This is a genomic window from Myxococcus sp. NMCA1, from assembly GCF_026810205.1.
In the GTDB taxonomy this organism is placed as follows: domain Bacteria; phylum Myxococcota; class Myxococcia; order Myxococcales; family Myxococcaceae; genus Myxococcus; species Myxococcus xanthus_A.
This window is the reverse complement of sequence record NZ_CP113950.1, coordinates 5269615-5292981: the sequence shown is the minus strand read 5'-3', so window position 1 is coordinate 5292981 and position 23367 is coordinate 5269615. Positions and strand designations below refer to the sequence as shown.

The following is a 23367-nucleotide window of genomic DNA, read 5'->3' as shown; positions in this document are numbered from 1 at the left end:
TCCCACGCAGCGCGCGTGGCGAAAATTCAGTCCCGATTTCGCTCGTCCCGCTCGATGACGCCGTCCTTCAGGAACAGCACCCGCTGCGCGTGCGCCGCGATGTCCGATTCGTGGGTGACGAGCATCAGCGTCTGACCCTGGCTGTGCAGTTCGCCGAAGAGGGCCATGATCTCCTCACCCGTGCGGCTGTCCAACGCGCCCGTGGGCTCGTCCGCCAGCAGCAGGGCGGGCTGCGTCACGAGCGCGCGGGCAATGGCCACGCGCTGGCGCTGACCGCCGGACAGCTCGTTGGGGCGGTGGTCCTTGCGCGCGCCCAGGCCCACCTTGTCCAGCATCGCCGCCGCGCGCTCGCGGCGCTCCTTCTTGGGGATGCGCGCGTAGATGAGCGGCAGGGCCACGTTGTCCAGCGCGGAGGCGCGGGGCAGCAGGTTGAAGCTCTGGAACACGAAGCCCAACTCCCGGTTGCGGATGCGGGCCAGCGCGTTCTCCGACATGCCCGCCACCGGCTGGCCGTTGAGCCAGTACTGGCCTTCACTGGGGACGTCCAGGCATCCGATGAGGTTCATGAAGGTGGACTTTCCGGAGCCGGACGGGCCCATGACGGCCACGTATTCGTTGCGGCGGATGGTGAGGTCCACGCCGCGCAGCGCGCGCACCACCTCGGAGCCCATCGTGTAGTCCTTGCGCAGGCCCTCCACGCGGATGACCACGTCGGAGATGTCCCGCGCCGGGCCCGCGCCCGCCTGCTGCTGGGGGTTGGTGGACGTGCTCACAGCGGCCTCCCCGCGAGCGCTTCCAGCTCCGCGCGCGCAATCCGGTAGTCGAAGCGGGAGGCCACCAGGTTGATCTCCGCCGTCACCAGGTTCTCCTGCGACGTCAGCAGCTCGATGATGGTCGTGGCGCCCAGCTTGTAGCGCTCCTGCTGCACCTTCAGGTCCTCCTGGGCCACCGCGACGGACTCCGTGGCCAGGGCGATGCGGTTCGACGCCAGCTTGAGCTGATTCAGGGATGTCCCCACGCTCGAGCGCAGCGCACGCCGGGTATCCGAGAGCGTGGCCTGGGCCACCGACGCCTGCGTCCGCGCACTCACCACGCGCTCCTCGCGAACGAAGCCGTCGAAGATGGGGTAGGACAGGCCCATCCGGACCGACCAGCTCGTGCGGCCTCCGTTGAAGGCGGGCTCGTCATTGAACCAGTCATAACCGCCGGAGAGACGCACCGTGGGCAGGTAGGACGACCTGGCCACCTTCACGCTGGCTTCGGCCGCCCGAAGGTCCGCCTCCGCGGCCTGGATGGACGGCGCCTGGGCGGTGATTTCGTCCGTCAGCGCCTCGTCGGTGAGCGCGAAGGTGGACACGTCCTGGAGCTCCAACGGCTGGGCGTCCACCGGGCCGTCCTCTCCGATGAGCCGGCCCAGCGACAGCGTCGCGGCGGCGTGCTGGGTCTGCGCGGAGAGCAGGGCCTCCTGCGCGGAGGTGAGGTCGTACTTCGCCCGCAGCACGTCGGAGCGCGTCGCCGAGCCCACCGCCAGTCGCCGATCCGCGGCCTCCGCGTTCTGCTTCGCGCGCTCGATGCGGGACACGGCGACCGCTTCCAGGCCCCCGGCGCGCAGGACTTCGTAATAGGAACGCTCCACGTCGAGCACCGCGGACGCGCGCTGCGCGATCAGTCCGGCCCGGGCGGCGCTGGAGCGCGCCTGGGCCTGCTTGCTGGTGGCGCCGCGCTGGCCACCGGTGAAGACGTTCCACGAGGCCGACAAGCCGGCGCTGTACGTGTCGCTGGGGGCGTTGAACACCGCGCCCGTGGTGGGGTCCAGGCGCTGGCTGCTGGCCAGGGAGCTGTTCGCGCTCGCGGACAGGTTGGGCAGGTAGGCTCCAAACGCGCTGCGCTCGGCGGCCCCCGTCGTGGTGACGGTGCCGGCGGCTTGCGCCACCTGGGGGCTCGTCTTCAGCGCCCGGGCGATGGCCTCCTCCAGGGAGACCGTCGTCAACGTCGTCGTTGCCTGGGCCAGACCCACGCCGGGCGCCGTCACCAGCCCGAGGAAGCCCAGGGCCAGGGCCGTCATCCGGTAGGGTTGCCGCTTCCACCACGGTGTCTGTGCGTTTTTCATCGCAAGCCGGGCCACTGCATTTGCCTTGCCACGGTCCAACCCCTGGAAATGTGGAGGGAAAGTGGCGCCGGGCCTGCGGGAACCGCAGTGCGAGTGCGGATTCCGCATGCGATGCCGGCCATCTCCGCATGCACGCCTCGAGGTCTCCCTCGGGTTCACGTGCGCGAGCCTGAACAGCGGGCCTGGGCCCCGTGATTGCACAGGGCGGGGGCGACATGTGGGCGCGCCGAGGTTTCGCGCCTGCTCTTTCGCCCTGCCAGCGGCCACGTGGCCGCCCTCCACCCCCAGGAGAACGCCCCATGCCTCCTCTCATGCTCGGACGACCGACGGCTCCCGAGGCGCGCGGCGCCGACAGAAGAGAGTGCGGATTCCGCACTCCGCATGCAGAGTTCGCAGCCTGTGGAGGTGTGCGATGGAGTTGGAGTCCCCACGGCGGAGGTTGGCGGTGAGCGGCGCTCCCTGGTGGCGGCCGCTTGGGCCTCGAGCGCCCTGGGTGGCGGCGGTGCTCATGTGCGCGGTGCTGATGTCCGCGGCGCTGTTCATCCGGAACACCGCGCTGGAGTCGTCCGCCCTGGTCACCCGGGGCATGGCCAACGTCATCATGGTGGCCGGCTTCGAGGCCTTCCGCGACACGGAGGGGCTCCTGGACCCGTCCGCGCTGAACGCCTTCCTGGCATCCCACCGGGAGGGCGGCCTGCGCTACGTGGCCGTCATGGATGACGACCAGGTGCTGGCGTCAGCCGGGGAGGTGAAGCTGGGGCGGCTTCTCCCCCATGAGGGCTCGCCGCTGGTGGTCGAAGGGGCGCGCGCGCGCCTGGTCAGCCGCCTCCGCCGGCCCCGCCCTGCCTTCGGTCCCCTGACACAGCAGGAGGTCCGCGCCATGTCGGAGCAGGGTGATTCCCAGGAGCCGCGCAAGCACCTGCGCATGGTCTACGAGTTCGAGCCGCTCACCGCCCTGGCGTTGGAGTCGCGCTCGCAGCGGCTGCTGGGCGTGGCGGTGGCCTCGTGCGTGGGCATCCTGGCGTTGGCCTTCGCCTTCTCGCGCTCGTTGGCGCAGCGGGAGGCGCTGTCGGAGGAACTGGAGCGCGGCCGGCGGCTCGCGGCCCTGGGCACCATGTCCGCGGTGCTGGCGCATGAGTTGCGTAATCCGCTGGCGTCGCTCAAGGGCCATGCGCAGCTGCTCGCCGAGCGCGTGGAGCGTGACGCCGTCCTGGCGCCCAAGGCGGACCGGGTGGTGTCGGAGGCCGTCCGGCTGGAGCAGTTGATGAACGACCTGCTGGGCTTCGTGGCCAGCGGTGAGCTTCGCCGCGTGGAGGCGGACCCCAACGACGTGCTCCGCGCCGCGGTGGAGAGCACGGGCGCGGCGCGTGTGGAGGCTCGCTATCTGCCGGACCGCACGCCCTGGCCTCTGGACGCGGGCCGGTTGCAGCAGGCCCTGGAGAACGTGCTGCGCAACGCTGTCCAGGCCAGCCCCGAAGGCCAGCGCGTGGAGGCGACCGTGGAGCGGCAGGACTCGTTCCTGGTGTTCACGGTCAAGGACCACGGGCCCGGCATCGCCGCGGAGGAGGAGGAGCGCATCTTCGAGCCCTTCGTCACGGGCCGCGTGCGCGGCGTGGGCCTGGGGTTGGCCATCACCCGCCGCATCGTCGAACTGCACGGTGGCACGGTGAGCGCGCGGAGCCATGCGGGCGGCGGCGCGGAGTTCCGTCTCACCGTTCCCGCGGGAGGAGCCTGAGCCATGGCGCGAATCCTGGTGGCGGATGACGAAGAGGGCGTGCGCTCGTTCCTCGCCGAGGCGCTGGAGTACGAAGGTCACTCGGTGACCATGGCCGCCGACGGCGAAGAGGCCGCGCGGCTGATGGCGAGGCAGGGCGTGGACCTTTTGCTCACGGACCTGCGGATGCCCGGGATGGACGGGCTGACCTTGCTGCGCAAGGTGCGCGAGGAGCAGCCCGACGTGGAGGTGGTGGTGCTCACCGCCGTGGGCACGGTGGAGAGCGCCGTGGCGGCGATGAAGGCGGGCGCCTTCGACTTCCTGCTCAAACCGGTGGGCAGCCCCGCCGAGCTGCGCCTGACGGTGGCGCGGGCCCTGGAGCGGCGCGCGCTGCTCAACTGGAAGACAGAGGCGCGGGAGTCGGCGGGCGAGGTGGAGCTGAGCTGGGGTGCTCCCGCCATGCACCCGGTGGTGGAAGCGCTGCGGAAGGTGTCGCCCACGCAGGCCACGGTGCTGCTGGTGGGGGAGAGCGGGACCGGCAAGGAGGTGACGGCGCGGGCCCTCCACCAGTGGAGTGAGCGCGCGGACGGCCCCTTCGTGGCCGTCAACTGCGCGGCGCTGACGGAGACACTCCTGGAGAGCGAGCTCTTCGGTCACGAGAAGGGCGCGTTCACCGGCGCGGTGGCCCAGCGGCGCGGCCGCATCGAGCTGGCGCAGGGAGGCACCTTCTTCCTGGATGAGGTCGGCGAGCTGAAGGCCGAGCTCCAGGCCAAGCTGCTGCGCGTCCTCCAGGAGCGCCGCTTCGAGCGCGTGGGTGGTACGCGGACTCTGGAAGCCGACGTGCGCTGGGTGGCGGCCACCAACCGCGACCTCAAGGCGATGATGGCGCGCGGTGAGTTCCGCGAGGACCTCTACCACCGGCTGGCCGTGTTCCCCATCCGGTTGCCGTCCCTGCGCGAGCGGCGCGAGGATCTGCGGCCGCTGTCGGAGCTGCTGCTGCGCCGCATCGGCGACGAGCTGGGTCGTCCGGGCTTGCGTCTGTCACCGGAGGCCGTGGCGCGGCTGGAGGCGTTCACCTGGCCGGGCAATGTCCGCGAGCTGCGCAATGCGCTCGAGCGTGCCGCCATCCTCGCGGATGGGCCGGTGGTGGAGCCTCGGCACCTGTGGCTGGATCCAACGGGCGCGGCGGGGCCCGTGGTGGATGCGCCCGTCTCGGAGGGGGGCCGGCTTCCCAGCCTGACGCTGGAGGAACTGGAGCGACGGGCCATTGAGCAAGCCATCGCGGACGAGGCGGGGAACCGCAAGCGTGCCGCTCAGCGGCTGGGGATTGGCTTGCGGACGCTGTACGACAAGCTGCGGCGCTACGAGTCGCCCTGAGCGCATCGGGCGGCGCGGAGAAGAGACTCCGCGCCGCGCGCCCCGGCAACCTCAGGCGGGGTTCACGGAGGGCCGTTGCCCTGCCGCTTCGAGTTCAGCTCCACCGCGGTGGCGTAGATCTGCGCCCAGGAGCGGTACTTGAAGCGGTTCATCGCGCCCTTCTGGTCGTTCGCGTAGTCGAACATGTCCTTGCGGAAGAGGGCGTCGGCGGCCTTGCGCGCATCGGGGCCGAGAGGCGTGCCCTTCTTGTCGAAGTAGCGCAGCAGGTCGTAGCCGTAGTCGTGCGTCTTGGCCGCGGGGTCGAACTCCTTGTCCGGGCCGATCTTCAGCGGGACGGACGCGTAGCCCAGCGGGTCCTGCATCCGCTGACCGTGCGGCGTCTGGATGGCGTAGGGCTTGTAGCCGATGACCTTCTCGAAGTCCGCCGGGGGAGGGCGGGCGCCGGTCAGGTACTCCGTCATCAGCTTGCCGTGGTCGCCCGCGGGTGCCGCGCCCACCTTCGCCGTGCGCTGGAGCGCCGTCGTCGTGTTGCTGAACGAGTCCTTCTGGTGGATGGCCGCGGGGACCGCGGCGGCGTTGGGCTTCTCCGCGGCGGGCGACTCCGAGGGGGAGTTCGCTGGGCGGCGGGCCGAGACGGGGGCGTTTCGAACGAGCATGATGAAGTCCGGGGGAAAGCTTCCTCTCAGTTTGTCGCAGTTTGTAGACTTGAAGTTGCGTGGAAATGACCGACGCACCGCGTGGTGCCAGGAGAACTCAGTGGGAACGGACCTTTATCGCGACGGAATGGCCCGGTTGGACGCAGGGGATGTGGCCGAAGCCCGCCGTCTGCTGGAAGAGGCGCTGCGCAAGTCCCCGGGCGACGTGGCGGTGATGCACGGATTGTCTCGCGTGTTGGATCTGGCGGGTGAGCGCGCACGCTCCGTGGAACTCCTGGAGCACGCCCATGCCCGGGCGCCGTCGGAGCCGGGCCCGGCGCACGACCTGGCCATGGCACTGCTGGAGCGGGAAGAGGACGCACGAGCGGTACAGGTTCTCACCCCTGTGCTGGAGGCCCACCCCGACGACACGCGGGCGCACCTCTTCATGGCCATGGCCCTGGCGAAGTCGGACGCCGCGCGTGCTCGCGTTCACACCGCGAAGGCCCTGACGGACTCGGATCCCGACGTGAAGCTGCAGGCCCAGGCCCTGGATGACGTGCTCGCGGAGCACCAGCGCGTGTCCTGAGCCGCGACACGCGCGGAGCGATGCCCGGACCGCGCTACCAGGGCATCGCTTCGATGGCGTCCACCATCTTCGCGACGTCGTAGGCGTAGAAGCCCGCAGCGTTGAGGTTGTTGAGCTCCCCGACGTATAGGTCGCTGTCGTGCATGAAGACGTCCAGGACGTAGGCCCGGTCTGGCGTCCAGGTGTCGGCCATGGCCTGGGCGAAGGCACGCACGTCGGGCTCGACCTCGGGAGACGAGGCAACGCGGTCCCCGAGCTTGTACCGGCTGCCGGTGATGACGCGTCCGTCGACGACGACCATGCGGTACTCACGCTGGATGTGTTTCAGCGGGCTGACGGCCACCCAGGTGTCGGCATCGACCGTGGCGCCTTCGCCCAATGCGAGGGCGCTCGCACGCCACGTGCTGAAGTCGTCCCACGTGGTCACCATTCCGGAGAAGGACTTGTCGTCCAGGCAGGGGCGGATGAAGAAGGGCCCCTCCCTCGGCGGAACGTCCCCGAAGCGGTGGACCTGGGCATCGGCGTTGAGCAGGTGGTGGCCCAGTTGCTCGCGCCAGATCCGGAAGTCGAAGTTGTCGTTGAGGAACGCGCCCGGCGTCCAGCCTCTCCGCTTCGCGTAACGCGTCAGGCTGAGCGAGCCCATCACGATGACGGGCCCGTCGACGTCGACAGTCGGCTCGACACCGCCATCGAACGGGATGACCTTCACGACAGTGTGCGGAATCTCGCCGCGCCGCAGCACGCCGAGCAGCGTGTGGAAGCCAGGCTCGTTGAACAGGTTGTGCTGGACGACCCAATGCATGGTGGCCTCGGAGAAAGGCGTCGGGACGTTCGCGGTGTGCGCCAACTGACGGCTTTCCGCGTGAGCCGGGTATCTGGCGACATTGCCGCGATTTCACCCTTGGCCAGGGGCTCGGCTGTGATTGAGGTCCCGGGCGGGTTGACACAGAATCCAGCGCCATGACCGGCTCTGACCATCACGACCCGCTCGGACAGGAGTCCTTCGCGACGGTGTCGCTCGGCATGGTGCGCCACGGCGTGCCGGTGCCAGCGGTGCTGGCCTGTGTCCATCAGGAGTCCGCTGCGGCCATCAACGATGCGCAGTTGGCACTGCTCCATCCGAACGAGCGGGCACGACTGGATGGCTTTCGCGCGGACTCGCGACGGCTCGGGTTCTTCTTGGGGCGCTACGCAGCCAAACGCGCCCTCAGCGGGCTCGGCATCCAGGTACCGATGCACGCGGTCGAAATCGCGCCTGGCGTCTTCGAACACCCGGTGGTCAAGGGCGCGGGAGGGGATTCGCCCGTGGTCTCCCTCAGCCACGCGCGCTCGGTGGCGGCCGCGGTTGCGTGTGGGCCGGAGCACATCGTCGGCGTCGACGTCGAGCAGCTCTCTCCCGAACGGACGGACGTCTTCGAATCGGTGATGCCGCAACGCGAGCTGGCCATGGTCCGTCACGCGCCCGGCGGCGGCGAGCTGGCTGCGAACGTCATCTGGACCATGAAGGAAGCTCTCTCCAAGGCCCTGCGCTGCGGGCTCACCGCCCCGTTCGAGGTCCTGGAGGTCGACGCCTTCGAGGGGCATGTCGCGGGAGGCTACGGCTGCCTCTTCCGCAACTTCGCCCAGTACCGCGCCCGTGCCTGGGTGCTCGGCGGATACGTGCTCGCGGTGGTGTCTCCCAAGCTCTCGCTGCTCCATGTCGCACCGGCGGACCTGGAGCGCATCCACCAGGTGTTCGGCCGTGACGTGTCTCGAAGCTAGGCCACCTGCTCCGTCGCCGCACCGGACATGAGCCGGCGCCAGCGCGTCTCCAGTGCTTCAAGCTCCAACTCGTGGGCGTGGACACCGCGACTCCGCTGGCGGTCGCGCGGGCTGGCCTGACAGACGAAGGGCCGGAGGCGGCCATTTCCAGCCACCTCCAGCCCTGGATGCTTCAGTCCGTATCGCGGTTGCGGTCAGGCGCGCAGGGCGACCACTGTCACCCCGTCGCCGCCTTCGTGGCCCTCACCCGGCCGGTACATGCGGATGTACGGAGACGCGGCCAGGTAGTCACGGATGGCCTGCTTGAGCGCCCCCGTGCCATGGCCGTGGATGACGAGCGCGGCGTCTTCTCCGCTGCGCATGCCGCGGTCCAGGAAGGACTCCAGCTCCGCCAGCGCGTCGTCCGCGCGCATGCCACGCACGTCGCAGCGGAAATTGGTGGCCTCCACCTCGGCGGGGGCCGCGGAGGCCGCACGCTTGAGTGCCACATCCTGCTTCTGACGCTCCGGGAACTTCGCCTGCTGCGGCTTGCGCGTGCGCGCGCCCGACAGCTCCGTGGTGGGTACGCGCATCTTCAGCGCGCCACCCGCGGACACCACCGCGTGGTTGTCCGCCAGCTCCAGGATTTCCACGTCGCGGTTCAGCCCCGAGTGGTGCACCCAGGCGCCCACCTTCAGGTTGGCCGGGCCGGGTGCCTCCACCTGGAACAGCTCCGCCTTGGCGGCCAGGGCGCGCTTCTGCGCCTCGTCCGCGCGCTGCTGGAGCTGCTGCCGGGCCTCGGCGAGGGCCTTCTCGTTCTGCTCGGAGCGCAGCTTCGTCAGCAGCTTCTGCACTTCCGCCGCCGCGTGCTCGCTGGCCGCGTGTACGTCGTCGTTGAATTGCATCATCCGGGCGCGGCGCTCGCGCTCGAAGGATTGCTTCTGCTTCTCCAGGTCGGCCCGGAGCGCCTCGGCCTCCTGGGCCGCCACGCGGGCGCGTTCCAGCTCCTCGTAGAGCTTGCGACGCTCCTCCTCGGCCGCCGCCAGCGCCTTGGTGAGCGGACCGCCGGCGTTGACGGACAGCTCCCGGGCGCGGTCGCACACATTCTGGGGCAGGCCCACGCGCACCGCCATCTCGATGGCCGACGACTGGCCCGCGGCGCCAATCTGGAGCCGGTAGGTGGGGGCCATGCGCTTCGAGTCGAAGCCCACGCGCGCGTTGAGGAAGCGCGGGTCCATGTGCGCCAGCGCCTTCAGCTCCTCCAAGTGCGTGGTGACGAGCACCACCACGCCCTTGGACATCAGCTCCTCCAGCACGGCGATGGCGATGGCCGCGCCCTCGCGCGGGTCGGTGTCCGCGGCGATTTCGTCGATGAGGACCAGCGAGCCCTCGCCCACGGCGCCGATGATGTCGCGCAGCATCACCACGTGCGCGCTGAACGTGGACAGGCCCTGCTCCAGGTCCTGCGCGTCACCCACGGTGGAGTGGACGGAGCGGTACAGCGGCATCCGGGAGCCTTCAGCCACCGGAATCGGCAGGCCGGCGCGGAGCATCAGCGCGCAGAGGCCCACACCTGTCAGCGTCACCGTCTTGCCGCCCGCGTTGGGGCCGGAGACGACCAGGGCCTTCGCATCGCCCGTGAGCGTCACGTCGTTGGCCACCACCTCGGAGCCCTTGAGCACCAGGCGCGGGTGGCGCAGCTGCCGCAGCTGCATGTCCGTGACGTTCTCGAAGGCCGGCATGCTGGCGCCCAGGTCCGCGGAGAGGATGGCCACGGATTCGGCCTCGTCCAGCTCCGCCACGGCGTCCAGGCCCTCCAGGATGCGCTCCGACTCCCGGCCGAGCTGGTCGCTCAGGGCCTGGAGCACCTTGCGCTCCTCCTCGGTCACCTCCGACTGGGCGATGGCGAGGTCGTTGCCCAGGCCCACCATGGCCTGGGGCTCCATGAAGAGCGTCTGGCCCGTCTGGCTGGCGTTGTGGACGATGCCGTCCACCTCCGAGCGGTAGTTGGCCACCACCGGCACCACGTAACGCCCGTTGCGGAGCGTGTAGTAGTTCTCGCGCAGCTTGGGGAGGAAGGTCTCGTCGTGGAGCAGCTCGTCGAGCCGCGACTTGATGCGGCGATGGAGCCCACGTGCCCGGTCCCGGGCTTCGCGCAGCTCCGGGCTGGCGCGGTCGGAAATCTCACCGTCCGGTTCGAAGCACTGGTCGATGCGGCGGGCCAGCGGCTCCAGCGAGGGCATCCGGCGGGCAATCTCCACAAGCCGGGGGACGCGGGCCCGGCGTTCGTCTAGCGCCTCGCGGGTGCGGACGAAGGCGAACAGGAGCTGCGCCGAGTCGATGAGCTGGCGGGGCTCCAGCATTCCGCCCTTGGCCGCATGGCCGATGGGCGTGCGCACGTCCGTCACGCCACCCAAGGGGAGGGAGAACTGCTCCTGGGACAACGCGCGGGTCTCGGAGACGAGCGCCAGGGCCTCCGCCACGGCCTCGGGAGTGTCCAGGAAGGGCCGGGCGAGCACACGCTCCCTGCCGGGCTCGGTCCTGCAGCGTTGCGCCAACGCGCGGAGCACGTCCGCGAAGCCCAGGTCTTCCAGCGTTCTTTGCGATATCTGCACGGTCATGGGTTTCATGCGCGGCCGTCTGGCCGTCAAGAGGATCTATTGAGGCGCCCGGGTCGGCTCTGCTATCAGCCGCACATGAGGTGGGTCATCCTGGTGGCTTTGCTGGCGGGCGCGACTGACGCAGCGGAGCCTTCTGCCCTGACACCGGCCTCGTCACGGACGGTGGTTTCGCTCCCGGAGGCCCTGGCCCTGGAAGCGGATGGGAATGATGTGGGCGCCCTGGCCGCGCTGGAGGCCCTGGTCCGGGCCCAACCCGCGTGGGAGCTGCCCCGGTTGGAGATGGCCCGGCTCCTGTTGAAGACGGGAGGCGCGCTGGAGCAGGCGGAGTCCCACCTGAACGCCGCGCTCCAGCAGGCTCCCAACAATCCCCGCGCCTGGTACCTGCGGGGATTGTTGTGGGAGGAGCGGGATGACCGCCGGCAGGCCGTCCAGGCGTACGAGCAGGCCGTGCAGCTGCGCGCCTCCTACGAGGAGGCCCGCTTCCGGCTCGGGACGCTCTGGCTGGACATGGGGGACCTGCTCAAGTCGGAGTTGCACCTGCGTTACCTGGCACGGCTGAAGCCGGAGTGGGTGCAGGTGCGCCTCCAGCTGGCGGAGGTGCTGGAGAAGCAGGAGCGCCTGCTGGACGCGGAGAAGGAGCTGCTGGCGGCGCGAGGCTTCCAGCCGGCCAGTCCGCTGGTCCTCCGGCGGCTCGCCGACTTCTACACGCGCACGGGGCGGCCCCAGCTGGCGGAGCGGGTCCGCGCGGCGCTGGAAGCCCCTCCGAAGCGGCGAATGCGTGACCTCAAACCATCACGTCGCTGACAGCGAGCAGTCATTCGGTACGCAGTTGCGATTGCACCCTCGACGGTGGCGCATACACTGCGCGGGCTTTGAAGACCGCCAACCTCGCCATCGTCTTCACCGACATCAAGGGCTTCACCGAGCGGACCAGCCGGCAGACGCTGGAGGAGAACCAGCGCCTGCTCCAGGTCCACGAGGCCCTGCTGGCGCCGCTGTTCAAGGCGTTTGGCGGGCGCATCGTCAAGTCCATCGGTGACGCGTACCTCGTCACCTTCGAATCGCCCACCCAGGCGGTGCTCAGCGGCATCGCCATCCAGGACCGGCTGTGGCACCACAACCGGACGGTGGAGGTGTCGGAGCAGATTCACGTTCGCGTGGCCATCAACGTGGGCGAGGTGCGGCTGGACGGGAACGACATCTTCGGCGAGCCCGTCAACATCGCCGCCCGGGTGGAGGGCATCGCCGAGGCGGGCGAGGTGTACTTCACCGAGGCCGTCTACCTGGCGATGAACAAGGCCGAGGTGCCTTCCAAGGAAGTGGGCGCCTACGAGCTGAAGGGCATCCCGGGGAAGATTCGCGTCTTCCACGTGCCCCGGGCGCCGTACCGCGTGGAGGCTCCCGCGGCCAGCGCCATCGCCGAGGCGCCGGGCTCCGAATCGATGCCGCCCTTCGGGAACCTGGCCCTGTCCCGCGTGGCGGAGGCTTCGTCACCGGGGGCGCAGGTGGACCTGTCCGTGCTGGGGCAGCGGGCCGCGGCGAGCGCCGCGGTCATCAGTCAACGCGCGGCCGCGGGTGCCACGGTGCTGGGCCAGCAGGCCGCGGAGCTCGGGCGGCAGGCGCGTACGGTGGGCGGTTCGCTCTTTTCGCGCGGCATGGCAACGCTTCCACCGCAGGTCCAGAAGCACCGCGCGCTGGTGGGCGTGGGCGCGGCCGTCGTGCTCGCGGGCGTCGCGATGCTGGCGTTCAGTGGCGACGAGACGGTGCGCGCCATCAAGGCGGTGGAGCGAGCACCGGAGGAGGAGCGGACCGCGCTGGCCAAGGACGTCCGGACCCTCATCATGAAGGAGCAGGACTCCGGGCGGCGCAACTTCCTGCTGGGCCGTCTGACGGAAGCGACGGGCAAGCCCGATGACGCGCTGAAGGTCTACGCCACGGCCGTGAAGGCCGGCAGCCGCGCCGCGGAGGACCGCCTCATCGAGATGCTGTCGCATGTGCGATGTGACGTACGCTCGGATGCTGCGTCCACGGTAGGCCGGCTCCAGCTGAAGCGGGCGGTGAGCGCGCTGGAGGACCTGAAGTCCGACGGTGGGCCCGATGAGGGAGTGCGGATGGGCCTGTTCGGCTTCTCCAAGTGCGACTCGAAGGCGGCCGCGGACAGCGCGCTCAAGGGCTTCAAGGCGCGTTGATGTGCCGGCCCTCGGGGCTGGCTGAGGAAGGGAACGCCGTGACGAAGGTGAAGACGGGACTGGACGTGTGGGTGGAGCAGGGCTTCTCCGCGTTGAAGGGCAAGCGCGTGGGCGCCATCGTGAATCCCACCAGCGTGGATGCTCGCTTCCGCCACCTGGCGGACCTGCTGTCGGGCGCGGACGGCGTCACGCTGGCGGCGCTCTTCGGTCCGGAGCACGGCATCCGGGGTGAGGCGCAGTACATGGTCGCCGTGGACGAGGCGAGGGACCGCCGCACCGGCGTGCCGGTGTACAGCCTCTACGGCTCCACCTTCGAATCGCTGTCGCCCCGGCAGGAGTCGCTCCAGGGGTTGGACGCGCTCGTCTTCGACATCCAGGACGTGGGCAGCCGCTACTACACCTACGTCTACACCATGGCGCTGGCCATGAAGGCCGCGGCGAAGGCCCGAGTGCCCTTCTACGTACTGGACCGGCCGAACCCGCTCAACGGCGCGGCGATGGAAGGCAACCTGGTGGGGGAGGGCTTCCGCTCCTTCGTGGGCCTGTATGCGCTGCCCAACCGCCACGGCATGACGGCGGGGGAGCTGGCCCGCCTCTTCAACGTCCAGGAGGGCTTCGGCTGCGAGCTGACGGTGGTGCCGTGCGAAGGCTGGCGCCGCGGCCAGTTCTGGTCGGAGACGGGGCTGCCCTTCATCTCGCCGTCGCCCAACATGCCCACCGCCGACACCGCGCTGGTGTACCCGGGCATGTGTCTGGGCGAGGGCACCAACGTCTCGGAGGGCCGCGGCACCTGCCGTCCTTTCGAGCAGTTCGGGGCGCCGTGGGTGGACACGGACCAGTTGCTGGCGCGCCTGGCGAAGGAGGAGCTGCCCGGGGTCGCCTTCCGGGCCGTGGGCTTCACGCCGACGTTCGACAAGTACACGGGCCAGTCCTGCAACGGCGCCTTCATCCACGTGACGGACCGGCAGGTCTTCCAGCCCCTGCGCACCGGCGTCGCCATCTTCCAGGCGCTGCATGACATTGGTCCGGGCTCGTTCGGCTGGCGCGCGGATGCGTACGAGTTCGTCGAGGATGTGCCGGCCTTCGACCTGCTCTGCGGGACGGACCAGGTGCGCCGAGGCATCGAGGCGGGGTGGCCGCTGGAGCGGTTGCTGGAGGGGTTCTCCGCTCAGACGGAAACGTTCGCACGTCACAGGACGTCCTACCTGCTATACGCTTGAGGCGTGATCGGCGTCTTCTCCGACAGCCATGGGGACCTCGAAGCCTTCGACGCGGCCTACGAGCTGCTGCGCTCCAAGGGGGCGCGGCGTTTTCTCTTCGCGGGCGCGCGCTACACGGACCTGGATGAATGGGTGCTGTGGCGGCGGCAGAAGAGCCGGGGCGGGCGTGAGTACTCGGATGCGGACTTCCTGGCGGACGTGACGAACTGGCTGGGAAGCCAGGACGCGCTGCCTCGCACGCCGTCGCGCGCGGAGGCTCCGGCGGACGTGGCGTCGGAGGACGACCGCCGGCTCGTCATGGAGCGCTTCATCCGCGTGCCCGAGCGCGAATCGCTCCAGTTCAGAGACCCCTCCATCAACAACAAGGTCATGGACCTGATGGGGGACACGCTCTGCTGCGTGGTGCACGACAAGAACGACCTGACGCGGGATGACCTGCTCAACGCGCTGCTCTTCGTCCACGGCAAGGAGCCGGAGCCCAAGGTGGTGCAGATTGGCCCGCGCTACTTCCTGACGCCGGGCCGACTGGTGGGCGCCGCCGAGCAGACCTGTGCGCTCCTGGAGAAGGTGGACCGGAACCTGCGCTTCTCCGCGTTCCGCCTGGATGGGCACTCGATATTGGAGCCCCAGGTCATCGTTCTGGAGAAGAAGTCCCCGAAGTTGTCCCTCAAGTGACGTGAGGCCCGCCGTGCAGGTCGCGCTCCTCGGAGGCTCGTTCAACCCGCCCCATGTGGGGCACCTCATGGCCGCCACGTACGTCCATGCCACCCAGGACGTGGACGAGGTGTGGCTGATGCCGTCCTGGCAGCACCCGTTCGGTAAGCAGATGGAGCCCTTCGAGCATCGCGTCGCCATGTGCGATGCGCTGTGCGCGGAGACATCGGGCTGGCTGAAGACGAGCCGGGTCGAGGAGGATCCGGGCCTCACCGGCCGGACGGTGGACACGCTGACCCTGCTGGTGGCGCGGCATCCGGACATCCGCTGGTCGATCATCATCGGCAGCGACATCCTGCGCGACCTTCCGCATTGGAAGGACTTCCACCGCATCGAGGAGCTGTCGCGGGTGATGGTGCTCAACCGCGCGGGGTACCCGGCGCCGAACACATTGGGGCCGCCGCTGGCGGAGGTGTCGTCGACGCTGATTCGCGACCTGCTCGCGCGCGGCGAGGCTCCGTCGGACCTGGTGCCCGCGCGCGCCATTGCCTATGCGCGCGAGCACGGCCTCTATGGCCTGAAGCGGACGCCGTAGCGCCGCCGTCCGTCAGACTCGACTTTCGCCATGCTGCCCCGCCGTTCAGGTGACGCGCCCGTCAGCGCCCCTCCTCGGCGCCTCCGCTCCAGCCCTCACCCTCTATAGGGCTTCTATTCCGTTGATACGCTTGCGTAAAAACCAGGGCAGTTTGAAACTCGTGATGGCTGTTCTTTCCTGGAGAAACATCACATGAATTCGAAGCTCGTGTTCGCCGCCGTGGCCCTGCTGTCGACGTCTGCCTTCGCCGAGGAGGATCTCAAGCCCGCGCAGGAGGAGGCGAAGGCGTCGTTCGAGGAGCAGATCTCCGAGCCTGTGAATGCCGCGAACGAGAAGTGTGGCACCAAGCTCACCGTCAAGACCGACTTCCAGAACTTCAAGCCGGAGGCCTGGGCGAACTCGAGCTTTGGCTCCTACTGTGAGGCGGCCATCAATGCGGTCACCAGCATGTGCGAGCGCCCGGCCTACAAGAAGGCGATTGCGAAGAAGGTGACCGGCGTGTCGTGCCTGTTCGGTGGCGTCAAGCCGCCCGAGAAGAAGGACGGCACCAACGACGCGACGCTGCGGAATATCTCGCTCGACAAGGGCACGCTGACGTACCGCATGAGCGTGGACCACACGAACATCGAGGACAACACCAAGGCGATCCTCGAGAAGGCGCTGAACTGAGCATGGCGCGGAGGATGGCGATGGTGCTCCTGCTGCTGTGGGCCCAGGGGGCCGTGGCGGCGGAGTCACTGGAGTCGTTGGCCCTCAAGGTCTATCGGGGCACCGACGGGCAGTCCATCGAGGTCGTGACGCTGGCGCCCCGGGAGGCGTCGGAGGTGGTGCTGCGGCTTCAGGGCACCGACTCCGAGCAGGATGGCCTCTCGGTGCGCGGCAAGGCCCGGGACACGGGGCGGGGTGTTGATTACGTCGTCCGTCATCGCGGCGCGGACTGGGTGCTGCTGTCCCAGCGCGCTGGCGATTACGAGGCCTTCGTTCCCGGGAAGCCATCCTTCCGCGTCAAGTTCAGCCAGGAGGCGACGGGCAAGGCGTCTGCCTCCGACGTGCTTTCCGCGCACCTGCTGCAACGGGAGTCCGGGCGGATCGCGGCCTTCGAGAAGAAGGCCTGGCCCCACCTGGAGAAGAAGTACACCGCGCGCGCCGCCGAAGCCATGGCGGCGCTGCGCAAGGCGTGTGGCACGTCACCGACCTTCACGTTCGACTGGAAGACCTTCGACGACGCGGTGATGGCGGAGCTGGACGTTTGGGCGGTGTGTGCGCCGCTCGCGAGGCCGGCCCGGGAGCGCTGTGCCGCCTTGAAGGATGTCACGGTCCTCACCTGTCGCTTCGGGCCTGCGCTCGCGTTCGAGCGGGGTGCCGACGCGCTCATCTTCACCACTAACCAAGGGGGCGCGGCCGAGGGGCCCGCATTCCTGGACGGGAGGCTCAAGTGACGCGTCGACTGCCTATGGTGCTGGCGTACCTCCTGGCGGCGCCGGTGCTGGCTCGCCCGGCCGCGACGCTCGAAGACCTCCGGGCGCTGGCCGTGCAGAAGTCCTGGGCGGAGCTGCTGGAGCGCGCGGAGGAGGTTCCTCCCGCCACGCGCACCGACACATGGCGCGCGCTCGTGACGGAGGCGGCGACGGCCGAAGTCGAATCGGCCATGGCTCCGGACGACAAGGACCCGTTCGCCACCGCCCGGAAGGCGCGCGCTCTGGGGCAGCGGTATGCCTTTCTCGCCAAGGCGCCCGGCTTCTCCTCGGCGCGCGACGCGCGAGGATTGAAGGACCTGGAGCGTTGCCTCGAGCTCGAGCGGAGTGGCTGCATCGACACGTACCGGGAGCTGACGGGGGACGCGAGCGCTGAGACGACGCTCCAGGCCGCGCGGCTCGTGAAGAGGGGCCACTTCGCCTATGTCGCGATGCCGCTCTTCGCCTCGGCGGTGCGGGGTGGGAAGGAGGCTGGCGCCTGCAAGGACGAGGCGCTCGCGGAGGCGGTGCTGGCCGCACTGGACCTGCCCTCGACGGATGCCCGCGCGGGCGATGCGAGGAAGGTGGCGTTCGAATGGTGCTGGTCGGCGCTCGGCGCGAGGCTCAAGAGCGCGACGGTGGGCGCCTCGTCCTACTTCCTGGCCAACACCTGCCAGCCCATGCGGGCGCGGAAGGCGCTGACGGATCTGCAGGACGACCTCTGCAAGGACGAGGGGCTGTAAGCGACATGCGAGTGCTCAACCAAGGTTCGTGATTCGCGAGCAGGTTGAGGGGCAAGCCCAAGTCAGAGCCCGAAGCCGATGAGGTGCAGGTGGTCCAGGCCCTGCTCGAAGCGGTAGGCATATTGGTAATAGAGGGACACCGGAACCGCCTGCCCGAAGGTGAGGTGCAGTGACGCCGAGGCCCCCACGGCCGCGTGGTTGGCGCGGTTGTCGGTGCGGGCCAGCGAGCCGAAGGCCTCGACGCCGACGTCGCGCACGAAGAGGGACGGGAAGAGCCACAGCGTGGAGGCCCATCCGTAGTCGATGGGGACCCGGTACTGGTACGTCGCGGAGCCGATGAGCGCGTTGCGCGCGCGAATCTCCAGGTCCTCGTAGCCGCGCAGGTACTCGCTGAAGGCGATGCCCGGCTGCAACTGCAGGGGCAGGGGAGCGGTCTGCTGGCTCTCGCGGTTGGTGTACCAGATTTGCCCCGCTCTCAGGCCGCCGACCTGGAGCAGCCCGGACGGCGCGCCGGGGAGGAAGCGCCCCACCGCGGTGAGGCGGAGGTTGTCGCGCCCCGTGAAGGGAAGGCCCCCCGTGAAGGCGTCGAGTCCCAGGCGCACGTCGCCCATGGTGGAGTCCCGGAGGAATGCGCCGGGGTACACACCCGCGGCCGCCGTCATGCCCAGGCCTCGTTGGGTGCTGCCGTAGGACGTGGCGTCACCCGCGAAGTACGACACGGAGACCTCCGGGCCGACGATGCGCGTCACCATGCGTGGGAAGCGGTCCGTGGCGTCGTACTCGCGGCGCAGCGCCAGCACGCCGAAGGTCACCGGCGTGGTCCAGAAGGAGCGCGAAGCGAAGGCCGTGGCCTGGAGGTCGGTGCGCTGATTCTGGCGGATGTACGCGCCCGACACCTGGATGTACCAGGGCGCGAGTTGCGCGTTGCCGTAGGCCAGAGAGAGGCTGGGGGCGTCTTCGCGCGAGTCGAAGGAGAGCTGCAGCGAGTACGCGTGGAAGCCGAGCCGGTCCTGTCCCGCCAGAGCCAGCCCACCCATCATGTACGTGTCGTCCGTGTTGTCGGGGTCGGCTCCCGCGAGCAGGTAGGGCACGCGGAGCTCGGGGATGAAGAAGCGCTCCAGTGGCGAGTAGGGCTCGTCCGAGAGAATCTGGAGCTCCGTGCCCGGGTCAGGCGGGGCTTCGACAGGACCGTCGAGACCCGTGAGCGCCGTGGGCGCGTCTTCGGCCGCGGGAGATGGGGACGCCGGTGCGGTGTCCTCGGTGGCAGGCTGCTCCGACGAGGGCCCAGGAGGGGGAGGTACGGCGCCCTCGGCAGTGTTGGTGGGTCGCTGCTCGGAGGGCGGGGTTCCAATGCCCGGCGCGTCCTCTGGTGGAGAAGACGGTTGTGCCGCCTCGTCGCTGGCGGACGGCTGCCCGGATGGCGGGGTTCCAATGCCCGGCGCGACCTCTGACGGCGAGGGCGGTTGCGCCGCATTGGCCTGGACCGGAGCGCCGGGCTTGGGGAACGCGGCGAACTCGGACTCGGACTCGGACGGTGCGGCCGTTGCCGCATGACCCGAGTCCGATGCCGGAGCCTCCGTGCGCACTTCGGGGAGCCGGGGCGCTCCGGGTTCGTCCTCGGGAGACGTAGCCGAAGGGTGGGGCGTCTGCGCCAGCACCGTGTGCCCCGCCACCTCCACGCGGGCCGTTCCAGCGTCGGCCTCCGTCGGCGCAATGGGCACCAGTGGGGCGCGGTCGATGGTGAAGTTCAATCCATCCCGGTTGAGGAACACGACTTCCTCGGTCCCCACGGGATGAACGTCCATCACCAGGTGCGGCGCGTCCGTGATGCGAACCACTTCCCGCGTCGCCACCGTGAGGACGTGGGCCTGCAGTCGCCCCTCATGTTCCCGGAGGAACACGAGGCGTTCATCATCCAGCCACCTGGGCGAGTAGTTGAAGCGGCCGTCGCGCGTCAGCCACCGAAGGCGTCCATCCGCTTCCCGCAGGACCAGGTCCCAACCCGCGTCCCCTGAGAGGGGGAAGACGACCCGCTCGCCATCCGGAGCGACCGCGGGCGGCCCCACGGAGGTGCTGGCGCTGAAGTCGGTGAGGGCCTTCCGGGTGTCCGTCTCCAAATCCAGCCGCACGACGTTGGCCGAATCCCCATCGACGCGGACGTAGACGTAGGCCGTCCCGTCCAGCGTGATGCTGCCGCCCATCCCCATCACGTCGTCCCAGAGCCGAACGACGTCACCCGTGCGCGCATCCACCTTCCACAGCTTCGCGGTGTAGCCTCCTTCCGTGTTCAGGTCGGCCATCACCAGGTACAGCCACGCGCCATCGCGGCTGAACGACATGCCGCTGACCAGCGTCGGGGAGCCCAGCACCCAGCGGCGCCCGGGCAGCAGTTCCACCAGCGGCCGTTCAAAGCGCACACGGCCATCCGGCTCCAGCACCGTCAACCGCGAGTAGCGCTCCCGGCCCACGCCCACCGTCGCGGTGACGCCACTGGCCGCGTGCGAGGCCAGCCGGGAGAAGTAGCCCGCGTCGGACACCCACGTCCGCTGCGCCGAGGGCCGCTCGCGCACCTGCAGGTTCTCCCGCAGCGACTGCGTGTACTCCGCGAACAGCGAGCCGATGTCCCGCCCGTACACACGCTTGAAGCGCAGCGTCACCGCCAGCGGAGGCACCAGGGAGTCGCCCTGCTCATCCACCAGCTTCCACAGCTTCGACTCCCCATAGCGCTTCGCGAGGTACTCCACGAAGTGCATGCCGGTGATGTAGTTGCCGCCGAACGGGTCCAGCGCGCGCTGCTCGGGGGACAGGTAGCCAGGGTTCAGCCGTCCTCCCGTGGCCTGCACCACGGAGTCGTACCAGCCTCGCCAGATGGGGCTGTGCGGCCGTCCCGCGTTCTTGCCGAACTGCCCTTCGTAGTAGGTGGCCAGTCCTTCCAGGAACCACGACTCCGTATAGGAGTTGGGCTGGAACAGGCCGCCGGTGACGAGGTTGAGGAAACCCCATACGCCGTCCGTCTGCTGGAGCTGCACGTAGTGGACGGCCTCGTGGCAAGCCACGTCACCGACGTCCACCTCGCCCAGGTTGAACAGGTTGAACAGCTCCAGCGTCAGGTGGGAAGGCATCACCATCTGCTGGGGCGTGCTGGCGTAGTCGGGGACTACGTAGGCGTTGTTGAAGTTGGAACTCGTCAGGTAGACGAGCACCCGGTCCCGCTTCTTCTTCTGCCACGTCTGCTCGTGGAGGCGGGCCACGCAGCCCTCCAGCCGCGACGCCATGCGCAGGGCCGCGCCCCGGAGCTGGGCCGGGTAGTAGAGCTCCAGGGACTCGGTGGTGAGCTTGCGCATCTCGTCCCGAGCGAACGAGGCCTGGATGTTCTGGGGGAAACGGGGTGTGACGAAGGCACACCCGCCGTTTGTCAGCAGGAGACAGGTGGCGAGGACAGCCCAACGAAGCCACCAGCGGGAAGCGGGCATGCGGGCCATCCTACAAGCCACAAATCGTAGCCACGACCGCGAATTTCACGGTAAGGGATGGCCCCGTCGCCTCCCTATTTCCGAGTCTGGATTCCGCCATGTCCGAACCCGCCACCCAGGCGCATCCCGTTCCGCAGCACGTTCACAATGCCCAGATGCAGGTCGCCGCTGCCCTGGAGCAGGCCACCGGCAAGCCGGTCGACCTGCTCAAGGCGCCCTGGGCGGAGATTGAACCCGCCATCGCGCAGCTGACTGGCGGCCAGTTCCAGGTGAACAAGCCGGAGCACCAGACCCTCGCGCTGGGCCTGGCGGGGGCGTTCGCCCTGCGGCTCATCCAGGAGCACCAGGCCTTCTGGTTCCCCAACCGGGACTCGCCGGAGGGCGCCACGCTGGGCTTCCCGGAGGCCATCATCATGCTGTCGCCGTTCGGCGCGGTGATGGATTCGCTGGGGCAGGGCAAGCTGGCCCGCCTGGAAGACCTGGCTGCGGACATCCGCCGTTCGCTGGGACAGGCCCGCTTTGGCGGCAACCCGGCGCAGGCCCTGGGAGGCCAGGCGCCCAAGCTGACGCCGGTGGACTACCAGCGTCTCTTCGACCCCGGGTTCCTCCAGTTCGTCGTCCTGGACCCGAAGAAGGCCGCCACGGCCCTGGAGACGAAGCCGGACGGGCTCGCTCGGGACGTGCGCAACGCGCTGGGCCGCACCCAGCCGCCGCTGCCGCCCGAGGCCCGCCAGCAGTTCGAGGGACAGATCGTGCAGTCCCTCCAGCGCCTGGACACCACCAAGTCGCTCATCGATCAGGCCGAGCGCGCGCCGCGTCTGGCGGAGCTGATGGCGCACCTGTTCGGCACCATCGGTGGGACGGGCTCGGCGCCTGAGGACTTCTGGCACGACCTGGTGCTGCCGCTGCTGTTCATCGGCACCCCGGCCAGCTTCCCGCCGCTGGACGAGGAGGAGCTGGAGATGTTCCGCCAGGGCGCGGACCCGCTGCCGCTCTTCGTGGACCTGGTGCCGCACGCGCACAAGGCCCCCGACGAGGGCCTGCTGGGCGCGTTCGAGATGAGTGACATCGGTTTGGTGCACCCGGGCTTCGGCCGGGTGGGCGCGCTTCGCCTCATCCGCATCAACGCCTCGCGCATCCAGCCGCTGCTGGAGCAGTTCGACCCCGCGAAGACGGCGGAGACGCTCCAGCGCTTCACGGAGTACGTGGCGAAGGCGGCCGGCAAGCCCGCCACCGAGTCGCCGCAGGGCAAGGAGATGCTGCAGGCCGCGCTGACGCTGCTCTCCGACCTGAAGCGCTCCGTGACGCAGGTTCAGGGCGGCGAGCTGTCCCTGCGCCGGCTCACCGAGGCCGAGGCCGCGTCCGAGCAGGCCCTGGCCGTGGTGCGCAAGGCCCTGCAGGGCTCCATCATCCTGACGGCTTGAGCAGCCGTTCCAGCGCGGCGCGCGACGTGGGCTCCAGCCGGTCTCCGGCCAGCCCCAGCGCGCGCCGCGACAGCAGCCGGTAGAGGGGGGCGACGTCCGCGGGGAGCGCCTCCAGGTGCGCCGCCACCACGCCGGAGTCTCCGCGGACGATAGGGCCGGTGAGCCCCCCCGCGAGGCCCCGGGTCTCCAGTCCCCTCAGCGCCGAATGCATCAGCGGCAACAGGGCCGCCAGCGCGTCCGCTGGAGGGATTCCCGCAGCGCCCAGGGCCGCCACCGCCGCATCCGCCAGCGAGACCAGGCCTCCAGCGCTCAGCACCGCGCCCGCGTGGTAGGCCGCGCGGTGGGCTTCTGGCACCTCGATGACGCGGAGCCCCGCGTCCGCCGCCATGTGACGCAGCACCTCCCGCAGCGTGCGTGACGGGGTGCTCACCGCCACGGTGCTACCCGCCAGCGAGTCACGTGGCGAGGAGACAGCGCAGAGCGGATGGAACGAGCCGCGACTCCGGCCCTTGGCCGTGCCCAGCGCATCGAGCGAGAGCGCGCCCGCCGTGTGCACCAGTGCGGCCGTGCGGGGGAGGGTGGTGGACAGCGCTTGTGCGACGGCGGGTACCGCCGCGTCCGGAACACACAGGAGGATGACGCGGGCCCGCTTCAGGTCCGCGGGTGCGGCCGTCTTCAAGCCGAGTGCTTCCGCGCGCTCGCGGCCTTCATCCGTGCGGGAGTGGATGCGCACGGGCCAGCGCTTCGCCTGGAGCGCCAGCCCGAGGGCACCACCCAGGCGGCCCATCCCGACAATGACGACGGGTGGGCGCCGTTCCAAAGGCCCTGC

20 protein-coding genes are annotated in these 23367 nt (G+C 69.7%); 13 read left to right on the top strand and 7 right to left on the bottom strand.

Annotation, left to right across the window (positions count from 1 at the left end):
- Positions 1-26: 26 nt before the first annotated feature.
- A complete protein-coding gene (locus OZ403_RS21810) occupies positions 27-773 on the bottom strand; it encodes an ABC transporter ATP-binding protein (protein ID WP_140798728.1) in 747 nt (248 codons plus the stop codon).
- The gene (locus OZ403_RS21805) at positions 770-2065 is read right to left on the bottom strand and encodes a TolC family protein (protein WP_328285549.1); all 1296 of its coding nucleotides are present in this window, start codon (positions 2063-2065) and stop codon (positions 770-772) included. Before OZ403_RS21805 ends, OZ403_RS21810 begins: the two co-directional genes overlap by 4 nt.
- Positions 2066-2603: 538 nt before the next feature.
- Between OZ403_RS21805 and OZ403_RS21800 the strand changes: the two genes are divergently transcribed.
- On the top strand, positions 2604-3845 hold the full coding sequence (locus tag OZ403_RS21800; RefSeq protein ID WP_268781631.1) for a sensor histidine kinase: 1242 nt from the start codon (positions 2604-2606) through the stop codon (positions 3843-3845).
- 3 nt (positions 3846-3848) lie between these two features.
- Positions 3849-5201: a sigma-54-dependent transcriptional regulator gene (locus tag OZ403_RS21795; RefSeq protein WP_268781630.1), complete on the top strand. Its 1353-nt coding sequence runs from the start codon at positions 3849-3851 to the stop codon at positions 5199-5201.
- A gap of 62 nt (positions 5202-5263) precedes the next feature.
- On the opposite strand, the gene OZ403_RS21790 is transcribed toward OZ403_RS21795, so the two are convergent.
- Positions 5264-5857: a hypothetical protein gene (locus tag OZ403_RS21790; protein ID WP_140798725.1), complete on the bottom strand. Its 594-nt coding sequence runs from the start codon at positions 5855-5857 to the stop codon at positions 5264-5266.
- 31 nt (positions 5858-5888) lie between these two features.
- Between OZ403_RS21790 and OZ403_RS21785 the strand changes: the two genes are divergently transcribed.
- Entirely contained in the window at positions 5889-6425 is a 537-nt protein-coding gene (locus OZ403_RS21785; protein WP_140798723.1) for a tetratricopeptide repeat protein, read from the top strand.
- 34 nt (positions 6426-6459) lie between these two features.
- Here the strand turns inward: OZ403_RS21785 and OZ403_RS21780 are convergent, their stop codons facing one another.
- Entirely contained in the window at positions 6460-7227 is a 768-nt protein-coding gene (locus OZ403_RS21780; RefSeq protein WP_237079738.1) for an ATP-grasp domain-containing protein, read from the bottom strand.
- Positions 7228-7385: 158 nt separating this feature from the next.
- Between OZ403_RS21780 and OZ403_RS21775 the strand changes: the two genes are divergently transcribed.
- Complete coding sequence (locus tag OZ403_RS21775; RefSeq protein WP_268781629.1) at positions 7386-8186, top strand: 4'-phosphopantetheinyl transferase family protein; 801 nt, start codon at positions 7386-7388, stop codon at positions 8184-8186.
- Positions 8187-8380: 194 nt separating this feature from the next.
- Here the strand turns inward: OZ403_RS21775 and OZ403_RS21770 are convergent, their stop codons facing one another.
- Entirely contained in the window at positions 8381-10786 is a 2406-nt protein-coding gene (locus OZ403_RS21770; RefSeq protein ID WP_268784892.1) for an endonuclease MutS2, read from the bottom strand.
- Positions 10787-10861: 75 nt separating this feature from the next.
- On the opposite strand from OZ403_RS21770, the gene OZ403_RS21765 reads away from it, so the two are divergent.
- From OZ403_RS21765 to OZ403_RS21730, 8 genes are all read left to right on the top strand, one after another.
- Positions 10862-11590 carry a tetratricopeptide repeat protein gene (locus OZ403_RS21765; RefSeq protein ID WP_011554192.1) on the top strand — a complete coding sequence of 243 codons (729 nt, stop codon included), beginning with the start codon at positions 10862-10864 and terminating at the stop codon, positions 11588-11590.
- Between the two features lie 68 nt (positions 11591-11658).
- Positions 11659-12975 carry an adenylate/guanylate cyclase domain-containing protein gene (locus OZ403_RS21760; protein WP_174258854.1) on the top strand — a complete coding sequence of 439 codons (1317 nt, stop codon included), beginning with the start codon at positions 11659-11661 and terminating at the stop codon, positions 12973-12975.
- Positions 12975-14195 carry an exo-beta-N-acetylmuramidase NamZ family protein gene (locus OZ403_RS21755; RefSeq protein ID WP_268781627.1) on the top strand — a complete coding sequence of 407 codons (1221 nt, stop codon included), beginning with the start codon at positions 12975-12977 and terminating at the stop codon, positions 14193-14195. The genes OZ403_RS21760 and OZ403_RS21755 overlap by 1 nt, the downstream gene beginning before the upstream one ends.
- Positions 14196-14198: 3 nt before the next feature.
- The gene (locus OZ403_RS21750) at positions 14199-14870 is read left to right on the top strand and encodes a hypothetical protein (RefSeq protein ID WP_140792589.1); all 672 of its coding nucleotides are present in this window, start codon (positions 14199-14201) and stop codon (positions 14868-14870) included.
- Between the two features lies 1 nt (position 14871).
- The gene (gene nadD / locus OZ403_RS21745) at positions 14872-15444 is read left to right on the top strand and encodes a nicotinate (nicotinamide) nucleotide adenylyltransferase (protein ID WP_140792587.1); all 573 of its coding nucleotides are present in this window, start codon (positions 14872-14874) and stop codon (positions 15442-15444) included.
- Positions 15445-15636: 192 nt separating this feature from the next.
- Complete coding sequence (locus OZ403_RS21740) at positions 15637-16113, top strand: hypothetical protein (RefSeq protein WP_268781626.1); 477 nt, start codon at positions 15637-15639, stop codon at positions 16111-16113.
- A gap of 14 nt (positions 16114-16127) precedes the next feature.
- Positions 16128-16883, top strand: a complete 756-nt coding sequence (locus OZ403_RS21735; RefSeq protein ID WP_268781625.1) for a hypothetical protein — start codon at positions 16128-16130, stop codon at positions 16881-16883.
- Positions 16880-17641: a hypothetical protein gene (locus tag OZ403_RS21730; protein ID WP_268781624.1), complete on the top strand. Its 762-nt coding sequence runs from the start codon at positions 16880-16882 to the stop codon at positions 17639-17641. Before OZ403_RS21735 ends, OZ403_RS21730 begins: the two co-directional genes overlap by 4 nt.
- A gap of 62 nt (positions 17642-17703) precedes the next feature.
- On the opposite strand, the gene OZ403_RS21725 is transcribed toward OZ403_RS21730, so the two are convergent.
- A complete protein-coding gene (locus OZ403_RS21725) occupies positions 17704-21114 on the bottom strand; it encodes a hypothetical protein (protein WP_442929599.1) in 3411 nt (1136 codons plus the stop codon).
- Positions 21115-21212: 98 nt separating this feature from the next.
- On the opposite strand from OZ403_RS21725, the gene OZ403_RS21720 reads away from it, so the two are divergent.
- Complete coding sequence (locus tag OZ403_RS21720) at positions 21213-22538, top strand: hypothetical protein (protein WP_140792582.1); 1326 nt, start codon at positions 21213-21215, stop codon at positions 22536-22538.
- Here the strand turns inward: OZ403_RS21720 and OZ403_RS21715 are convergent.
- Positions 22522-23325, bottom strand: a complete 804-nt coding sequence (locus tag OZ403_RS21715; protein ID WP_140858416.1) for a DUF2520 domain-containing protein — start codon at positions 23323-23325, stop codon at positions 22522-22524. The two genes, OZ403_RS21720 and OZ403_RS21715, sit on opposite strands and share 17 nt — an antisense overlap.
- Positions 23326-23367: the final 42 nt, after the last annotated feature.